General features: G+C 70.2%; 6 protein-coding genes. All 6 read right to left on the minus strand.

Features of this window, described 5'->3' with window-relative positions:
- Position 1: 1 nt before the first annotated feature.
- Positions 2-1,021: a TniB family NTP-binding protein gene (locus ABD329_RS40520; RefSeq protein WP_198279355.1), complete on the minus strand. Its 1,020-nt coding sequence runs from the start codon at positions 1,019-1,021 to the stop codon at positions 2-4.
- Positions 1,015-1,854 carry a Mu transposase C-terminal domain-containing protein gene (locus ABD329_RS40525; protein ID WP_344317711.1) on the minus strand — a complete coding sequence of 280 codons (840 nt, stop codon included), beginning with the start codon at positions 1,852-1,854 and terminating at the stop codon, positions 1,015-1,017. The genes ABD329_RS40520 and ABD329_RS40525 overlap by 7 nt, the downstream gene beginning before the upstream one ends.
- Positions 1,814-3,133: a hypothetical protein gene (locus ABD329_RS40530; protein WP_281404676.1), complete on the minus strand. Its 1,320-nt coding sequence runs from the start codon at positions 3,131-3,133 to the stop codon at positions 1,814-1,816. Before ABD329_RS40530 ends, ABD329_RS40525 begins: the two co-directional genes overlap by 41 nt.
- A gap of 77 nt (positions 3,134-3,210) precedes the next feature.
- Positions 3,211-3,867: a TnsA-like heteromeric transposase endonuclease subunit gene (locus ABD329_RS40535; protein ID WP_344317713.1), complete on the minus strand. Its 657-nt coding sequence runs from the start codon at positions 3,865-3,867 to the stop codon at positions 3,211-3,213.
- 166 nt (positions 3,868-4,033) lie between these two features.
- Positions 4,034-6,688, minus strand: a complete 2,655-nt coding sequence (locus ABD329_RS40540; protein ID WP_198279357.1) for a DEAD/DEAH box helicase — start codon at positions 6,686-6,688, stop codon at positions 4,034-4,036.
- A gap of 37 nt (positions 6,689-6,725) precedes the next feature.
- Positions 6,726-7,352 (minus strand): hypothetical protein, encoded by a 627-nt coding sequence (locus ABD329_RS40545; protein WP_246618757.1) that lies wholly within the window; start codon positions 7,350-7,352, stop codon positions 6,726-6,728.
- Between the last annotated feature and the right edge of the window lie 522 nt (positions 7,353-7,874).

The following is a 7,874-nucleotide window of genomic DNA, read 5'->3' on the forward strand; positions in this document are numbered from 1 at the left end:
CCTACTTCCGTCGTGCGGGCCGGGCCGACCGGGCCTGGGTTTCGGCGGCTGCGTCAAGCTCCACCTCGCTCAGCAGCTGCTTGGTTATCCGTTCGGTGCCTTCGGTGATGGCGACCAGGGCGGCTTCGCGGATGAGGTGGGAGAGGCTGCCGATCCGTCCTGCGGTGCGGGCGTGGAGATAGGCGGCGTGCTTGACCAGCGTTCCGGGACGGTGGGCGCGCAGCCTCAGCAGGTCCTCCATAGCCCGCACGAGGTCGTCCCACACCGCCCGGTCCTGCTCGGTGGCATACGCCAGCGGGCGGTGGCGGAAGATCTTGAAACGGCCGGCGATCTGCGCCCCGCGCACCCCACTGAGGAGGGAGGAGGTCTCGACGTCGATCGCGGAGTACACGAAGGTGGCCGGGATGCGTTCGCCGAGGTACTTGAACTGGTCGGAAGTTTCCGCGCCGGCGCGCCGCTGGGTGTCCAGGAGGTGGACGTCGTCGATGAGGACCAGCTGGGTGCCCAGTTCGCACAGCAGGTCGCACACGGCGCCGGTGATCTGGGTCTGGTTGAGACGGTCGGTGATGGGCATGTCGACGAACCGGGCGAACTCGCTGACGAGCATCTTCGGGGTGGCGGCCGGCGGCATGCTGATGAACAGCACCGGTCTTCTGTTGTCTTGGCCGGGATACTGGCAAGCGTCGGCCAGCTGGAAGGAACGCCCGAGCGCCATCATCGTGGTGGTCTTCCCGGTCGTGGCCGGTCCGGAGATGATCAGACCGCGGCGGGCGCCGGCCTGCTGGCGGCGGTTGACCAGCAGCAGTCGGCGCACGGCGGTGAACACGCTGTCCATGGCCGGGGTGCGCATGACGGCGAGTTCCGAGTGGTAGTCCTCGCGCTCTGCCTGGGGCCAGGCGGGATCGTCGGCGTCGCGCACGGGCGCCGGGGCTCGGTGGACGAAAGCGTCCCAGCCCTGCCATACGGTCGGAGGGGCCAGCGGGGCGAACCCGACGGCATCGTTGGAGAGCGGGCTCACCATCGCAGGGACTCCTCGAAGGGGTCGTAGACCGTGACCTGGGGAGGTCTCGGTGCAGGCACGCCGGCTTCCTGCGCCGCGCCGGTTGGGGAGTCGCTCAGTGGCGGGTGTTCAGTCGGCCAGATACCCGTAGCGCCGTCGTCGCTCAAGGGCTCCTTGTCGTCCTCGCTGTCGCCGAAGACGTCCTCCCCTGGTTCATCGGCTTCCGCCTCCGGCTGCCGGCCGTACAGGATCCCCCACACCGCACCATCGGTTGCGGCGGTGCGGGCGCGGGCGGCGACGACCTTCTCCCGGCGGGTGCCATGTCCGGCGGCGGCGCGTTCCAGTAGCTCGCGCAGGGCGAGGGCCAGGTCGTGTTCGTGCTGGGCGCGGTCTGCGCGGCGGGCGACGGTGCGCTTGATGTGCTGCCAGGCGCAGTCGGTGAACGGGGCGTCGACCAGGGTGTGGTGGATCCACGGAACCGCCTCCCATCCATATCCGCGTGGCTGGTCAGTCTTGGGCAGGCGTACCCATACCTGGCCGGGAGCGTGCGGGTTGTAGTGGATCTCCCACAGGCCGTCCGCCGCCGGCGAGCGTTCGCCGCGGTAGGGGTTGAGGGCCTTGTGGTCGTAGGTGCGGTAGTCGATGCGGATGCCGTAGTCGTTGATCTTCTGCCGCATCAGAGGCATCAGCTCGATGTAGTCCTCACGGCCCAGCGGCACCGGGATGTACCCGCACACGGCGACCAGCGCCGCCCACATCTCATTCGGCGACAGTGCACAGCGGGGCATTATCGGGTGTCGCAGCCCATCGTGCTTACGCTCCTGCCACCCGCAGATGATCCACTTCTGGAACATCTCGGCCAGCTGGGCCAGTGTCCACACCGCCTCGCCCGCGGTGTCCTTCCCGCGCTCGCCGGTGTGCGAGGCCGTATAGGCGGCTACGTGCTGTACGAACAGCGTGTTGATCGAGGAAAACGTGCGTTCCACATGCCCCTTGGCCGGCCCGTTGCCCGGTGGTGCGGGCTGCACAGAAATGCCCAGCGAACTCGCAGGCGGCGATGAACGAGGATGAGATGAACACATTGCCCTGGTCGACCACGATGGTCTGCGGGGTGATCACCGGCCGCGCCGCGGCACCTTCCAGCCGGGCGTCCCTGCTCAGCAGCCGCTCGTAGGGCACCACCGAGTGTTCCATCGCCAGCGCCTCGGCCCAACCGGGCCGCACCGGCGCCGGGACCATCATCTGTGCCAGCAGCTGCGCCGCGTCCACGCTGCGGGTTCCTTTCGCACGCAGCACGGCCGCGCAGATGGTGCGGGTGGCCACATCCAGCGCGATGGTCAGCTCCGGACGCTCCACCACTCCGTCGTCGAGCACCACGAAGGCGTCCAGCACGGTGCTGTCCATCATCACCAGCTCACCCGGCGCCATCGCTGTCGTCGGGACGAACGGGGGAGCCGGCCGGGCTGAGCGCCAGCGGCGCTGACGCGCACTGTCCAGCAGACCGTGACTGTCGGCGAGGGCGTGCACGAGTCGGTTGAACGTCGCACTTGAGGGCAGCGGCACCACTCCGTCCCCGTACTGCTCGCCCAGCAGCCGCTCGGTGTACACCCGCAGCCGCCCCAGCGTCCCGCTGGAGCGCTCCCGCCCAGCCTCCAACACCTCCCGTAGGGCGGCCACCACCCGCTCGTCCGCACGCCCCAGGACGGACCGCGGCCGAGTTGCCCGGTGGTCCACCAGCCCCCACACCCCCTCCCGGCGGTAGCGGGCCCGCATCCGCCGCACCGTCACCACGCTGGTGGGCATGCCGGCCGCCGACAGCTCCGCCGCCTTCGCCTCCTCCCGCTGCGCCAGCGTCCGCACCTGCGGGTCATACTCCGCCCGCAGCGGACCTGCTGCCCCGGGCGTGCCCGGCCGCCCCGTCTCCACCTCCCGCACATGCCGCTCCCAGACAAGCGCCCGCTCCCGCACCGCCTCGGGCAACGACTCCAGCAAGCCCAGCGGTGCCACCCTGGGCACTCCTGGCGCACCCAGGATTTCGAATTCCGCATCGGCGAACAGCAGCGACAGCAAAACCGCCGCTACCTCACCGTCCTCGGTGACCAGCCGCACCTGACCGTCAGCAAGGGCAGCCACCGTCCAGGTACGCCCCCCGAACCGCACTTGGCACCCCAGCTCCACCGCCGGCCTGCCCGGCATCCCGCTGCCCGCCCTCACTCTGCCGCCTGCGCCCACACCGGCATCCGCTCATGCATCGACGCCTCCAGTTCCGCCGCCAGCTGTCCCGCCCACAGGGCATGGAACAGCGCGGGAAGCACGACCAGCGGATCCCCGATCCCGCGTACGCCCTCCCACAGCGGCGCCGGCTCGGCGAACGCCTCCTGCAGCGCGGCAGCCAGCAACTGACTACCGTGATGCCGCGGGTGCCGGTATCCGGCCAGCCAAGTCACATTGCGCCGGTAGATCGGGTCGACAGGCCCGAGCACCCAGTACCGCCAGCCCACCGCCGTACAGATCTCTCCGACCACCGCAGCAAGAGACCGCTGACACCGAGACAGCTCCCCTCTCCCTGTGCAGTCAGCAAGCACCCCCTGGCCATCGGCCAGCCGGAGCATCAGCTGAGGAGCATGCGCCCGCACCCTGCTCGGCACATGCCACCGCAGTTCAAGCGGCCGGGCGGCCAGACCGATGACGCGCGGGTCGCGGTCGAGGAGCATCACATGCAGTCGCATCGCTGCGGACCCGTAGTGCACCAGCCGTCCGGTGGTGGCCGACCACCACCATCCCGGTGCCAGCCGCTTGCCTTTGCGGGCGGGGAACGGCTTCAGCGGCAGACAGTTCTCGAAGACCACCTCGGCGGCGGCCGACAACCACCTCAAACACTCCGTCGCCCCGCCCGCAGCCCGGAACAGCACCTCCACCGACTCGACTTCGGGCCGCCGTGCTCTTGCTCCATCCCACCCAGCATCCTGCATACAGAACCAAACGGCTTATCGGCCCATCCGGTAATGGGTGTGCGCAGCCCATCGGGGAACATCAGCTGCGCCCGGACTGTTCTGCAGCCCAGGTGTAGCCCAGCTCGGCGAGGGCGGCCCGCTGTTTCGCATCCAGTCGGTCGCGCCTGGCCTTTTGGTTACTCAGAAACACACCCAGCTTGATCGCCGAACCTTCCGGTAGCACCTCGATGTGCGCTCTTCCAACGACGGTTCTGCCTTCCCGCTGGATGTACTGAGTGAGGGCTGCCAGACCGCGCTGGAAGGCTGATGCCTTTCCGGTGCCCTTGGCCGCCGGGGCTGGGGCGGGCCGTTCGGCGGGTTTCACACCCAGTGCTGCTAGCCGCTGCTGCTGCTCGGTCGACAGCTGCGCCCAGGTGCCCGCTTCCTGCTGCCGCGCGAGCCACTTGCCCAGGTCGTCGCCCTCGAACATCACGCCCGGTGCGATGTGGGGCAGGTGGCCGTCGGCGTCGACGAGGTCGGTGAGGACGCGGTAGTGGCGCTGCCAGTCCAGTGGCCAGGGGCAGTTCCAGTCCGGGTCGATGGCCGCGAGCTGCTGCGCCCGCGCCTGCGCTCGTTCCGGGTCTTTGCCGAGGCCGCCTTTCCGCCGGAGGTTGGCCATGTGCTGCCCGACGGGCACCATCGCCTCCCCCTCGCCCCACACCGCGTCCTGACGCGGCGCGAGGTGCCCGGTCGCCTGCCGGTAGGACCGCAGCGCGGCCAGCTTGGCCTCCCACGCTTCCTCGCCCGGCTCCCAGACCATCCCGGCCTCCGGCGCGTCCAGGAGGACCTTGCGCCGGTCCTCCAGCTCACCCGCCCGCAGCGCCTTGCGCTGCTGGTGCACCCACCGCCCGAGGGGGAAGTCCTTCGTGACGCCGACCTCGACCTCAACGTCATAGGGCACAGCGTAGACGCCGGTGATCTCGTTCTCCGCCCGCCACCGCAGCAGGGCCTGGTAGCCCTCCAGCCACACCAGCGACTCCGGCCGGTAGACCCGGGTGCGCAGGAACGCGGCGATCGTCGCCGCGTCACGCGGGCTGGAGAAGTGCAGCAGAGCCGACTCGGCAGCGGCGTCGGTGTCGTCCTCCTTCTGGTCGTCGCCGTCGTTCTCGCCGCCGGCCCCCACGATCTGCCCGCCCTCGTCACGCTGGACGTGGACCTTGCGCTTGCCGCTGGTGAGGGTGCGGGAGGCGAGCTGCTCGACCATGCGCTCATCGTGACTGCGCAGGCCCTGGAGCACGGCCACGAGCGGCTTGAAGCTCGCGGAGGCGACCATGTCGGTGGGGTCCTCGCCGGGCTCCAAGAACACCGGCACGATGATCCGCGCGACCTTGGCGGAGCCGTCCTTGTTGAGGCGGAGCGCCCGGCCGATGTTCTGCACGATCTCCACCTGGGAGCCGCGGGTGTCCGCGAAGCACACCGCCTCCACGCCCCGCTCACCGGTGATGTCCACGCCCTCACCGAGCACGCGACAGCTTGCGAGGAAGGCGCGGTGCACCCGGCGTTCGGCCGCGTCGATGCCGTTGGCGAACTGGCGCAGCACCTCCCGCCGCTCAGCTACGAGGTGGTCGCCGCACAGCCACGCCGACCACACCCGGTCCGGCGGGACATGGCGGCTGGCCTCGAGTTCGTAGAACTCCGCGTCGATGGAGGACTTCGGCAGCTTGTCGGCGGCGGCCAGGTCGTCGTCGGAGGCGTCGTTGACGTACAGCTCGGCAGCGGTCTCCGGCAGCTTCTCCGCGAACGCCGCCGCTTCCTCCACCTTCTGGTGGAAGGTCATCACCGTACGGAGGTTGTACGCGGCGGCGTGCTCCAGGAGCGCGGTCTGCAGGAGCGCCAGGCGTCGGCCGCGCCGGGCCTCCTCGGACTCCCCGAGGACGGGGGAGGGGTCGCGGATCTCCAGGACGTCGATCTCGAACCCGGCGAGGATCTCCCGCTCGATCGCCTCGCTCAGACCGAGCTCCGCGAGCCACGCGCCGTACGTGCCCTCCGGGTCATCGGCCATGGTCGCGATCTCCACCTCCTGGCCGCCCGCGCCCTTCTGCGGCCGGGCCGCGGCGAGGATGCGCGGGGTCGCGGTCAGGTAGAGCCGGAAGTCCGCCGGGATCCGTTGGTTGTCGTGGATCGCCGCCCACGGACGACCAAGATCACCGGCGGTGCCGTGCGCCTCATCCACGATCGCGAGGTCGAAGCCTGCCATGCGCTGGCCGTACAGCCGGTCTCCGCCCGCCAGAGCAGCCTCCAGCGGCCCGCGAACCTTCCGCTGGCCCTCGGGTCCATCAATGTCCTCGCGGTCCACCAGGGAGGCGTACGTGGCGAACACGATGACCGGCCCGGACCCGGCCCACAGGGCGAGCCGGATCGGGTTGGTCGTGGTCCGCACGCCCAGCTCCTTCAGCACCGGGTCGTTCTCCAGCGAGCACACCGCGACCATCGGGGCCCGGTGGCCCACCAGACGCCACGCCTGGGCAGTCTGCGCGAGCAGGTCCAGAGTGGGCACGGTCACGAGAATCCGGCCGTCCGCGAACGACTCCAGCGCGCACGCGGCGGCCGTCATCGTCTTGCCCGAACCGGTCGCGGACACGATCGTGCCCCGGGCACCCTGCGGGGGCACAGATGACCTTGCAGGGAATCCCACCCACCTACGAAACGCGGAGCGCTGATCTACCTGGTGTTCCTTGAGCTGAATCGCTGACATTCCCATGCCTCCCCGAGCGCTAAATTCCTGCGGTCTTTCAGAGGCCCGCGTGCGGAATGCAGGCCGCGCCCAAGCCGTTCCAGATCGACGCATCCGCCTTGTGCCAGCCGCCGGGCTGCCCATCCTTGAAGGACGGCCTGTTGTCCGGATCGTAGTGCCCGCCCTCGCGCGTGCAGACGATGACGTCCCCGCCGCCGTTAACCGTCCGCGCCGTGCTCAGACCGTCGGCCTCACCCAGCGCCTCCAGCACCCGGCGCCGCGCCGTGGTGTGCGGGTGCGTGCGCGGCAGCACGGGCTCCCGAACAAACCTCTCCAGCCGCACGAGGCCGACCCGCTCACGCTGCCTCACGTCCGCGAGATATATGGCCAGTTCAGCGGACCCGGCCGATCGGCCGCCGCGCCGCGGCCAGCCCCGGTCCGCGATGCCCACCAGGGCCTCGCTCACGGCCGTCACACCGTCATCCCAGCCGTCCGAGAACAGTGAGCCCCAAGAGGCCGGCACCATGTCCCCCAGCTCCACCACCTCGCACTGCGCCCCAGTGACCGCCCCGGCCTCCAGTACGGCCACCAGGTCGTCCGCCTCGCTCGCGGGCACGCCGTGCGCCTCTAGGAGCGCGGACACCTTCAACCGGGCGTTCACGCCCGCCGTCTGGTACTGCGTCACCCGGCGCAGGGAAGCGCTGCTTAGGCGCGGGATCGGGTCCGGTAGATTCGTGGTGACTGGTCATCTGCGGTCGTCCTTTCAGGATTCTGGGGAGGTTTCCGGGTGGTTGTGGGTGTCTCGCGTTTTCGCCAACGGTACATGGTGCATCAACCTGATGCACCCACTACACTGGGACCCGACACGAACGAGCGCCCCCACTCCCCGCGGCCAGCTTGGCCCGCGGCAGCGGGCCTCAACGGTTCTGGAGGCGCAGCCGGAAGGGCCGTCAGACGGGGGAGCGCAGCGGACCCCCTTGCCCGGACTGGAGCGAAGCGGAAGTCCGGGCAAGGGAGCGCAGCGGACGGGGTCATCACCCGGACTACATAGCAGTCCGGGTGCGCGGGTGGCGCAGCCACCCGCAGCTCCCGCGGAGCGGGAGCGCAACACCCGCGCGCAGCGCGGGTGTTCGCTTGCACATCGCGTAGCGATGTGGTACCCGCTCCGCGGGGGCTGGGGGGGGGGGGGCCCCCCGCGCCCCCCGGC

Source organism: Streptomyces javensis, assembly GCF_039525925.1.
Taxonomy (GTDB): Bacteria; Actinomycetota; Actinomycetes; order Streptomycetales; family Streptomycetaceae; genus Streptomyces; species Streptomyces asiaticus.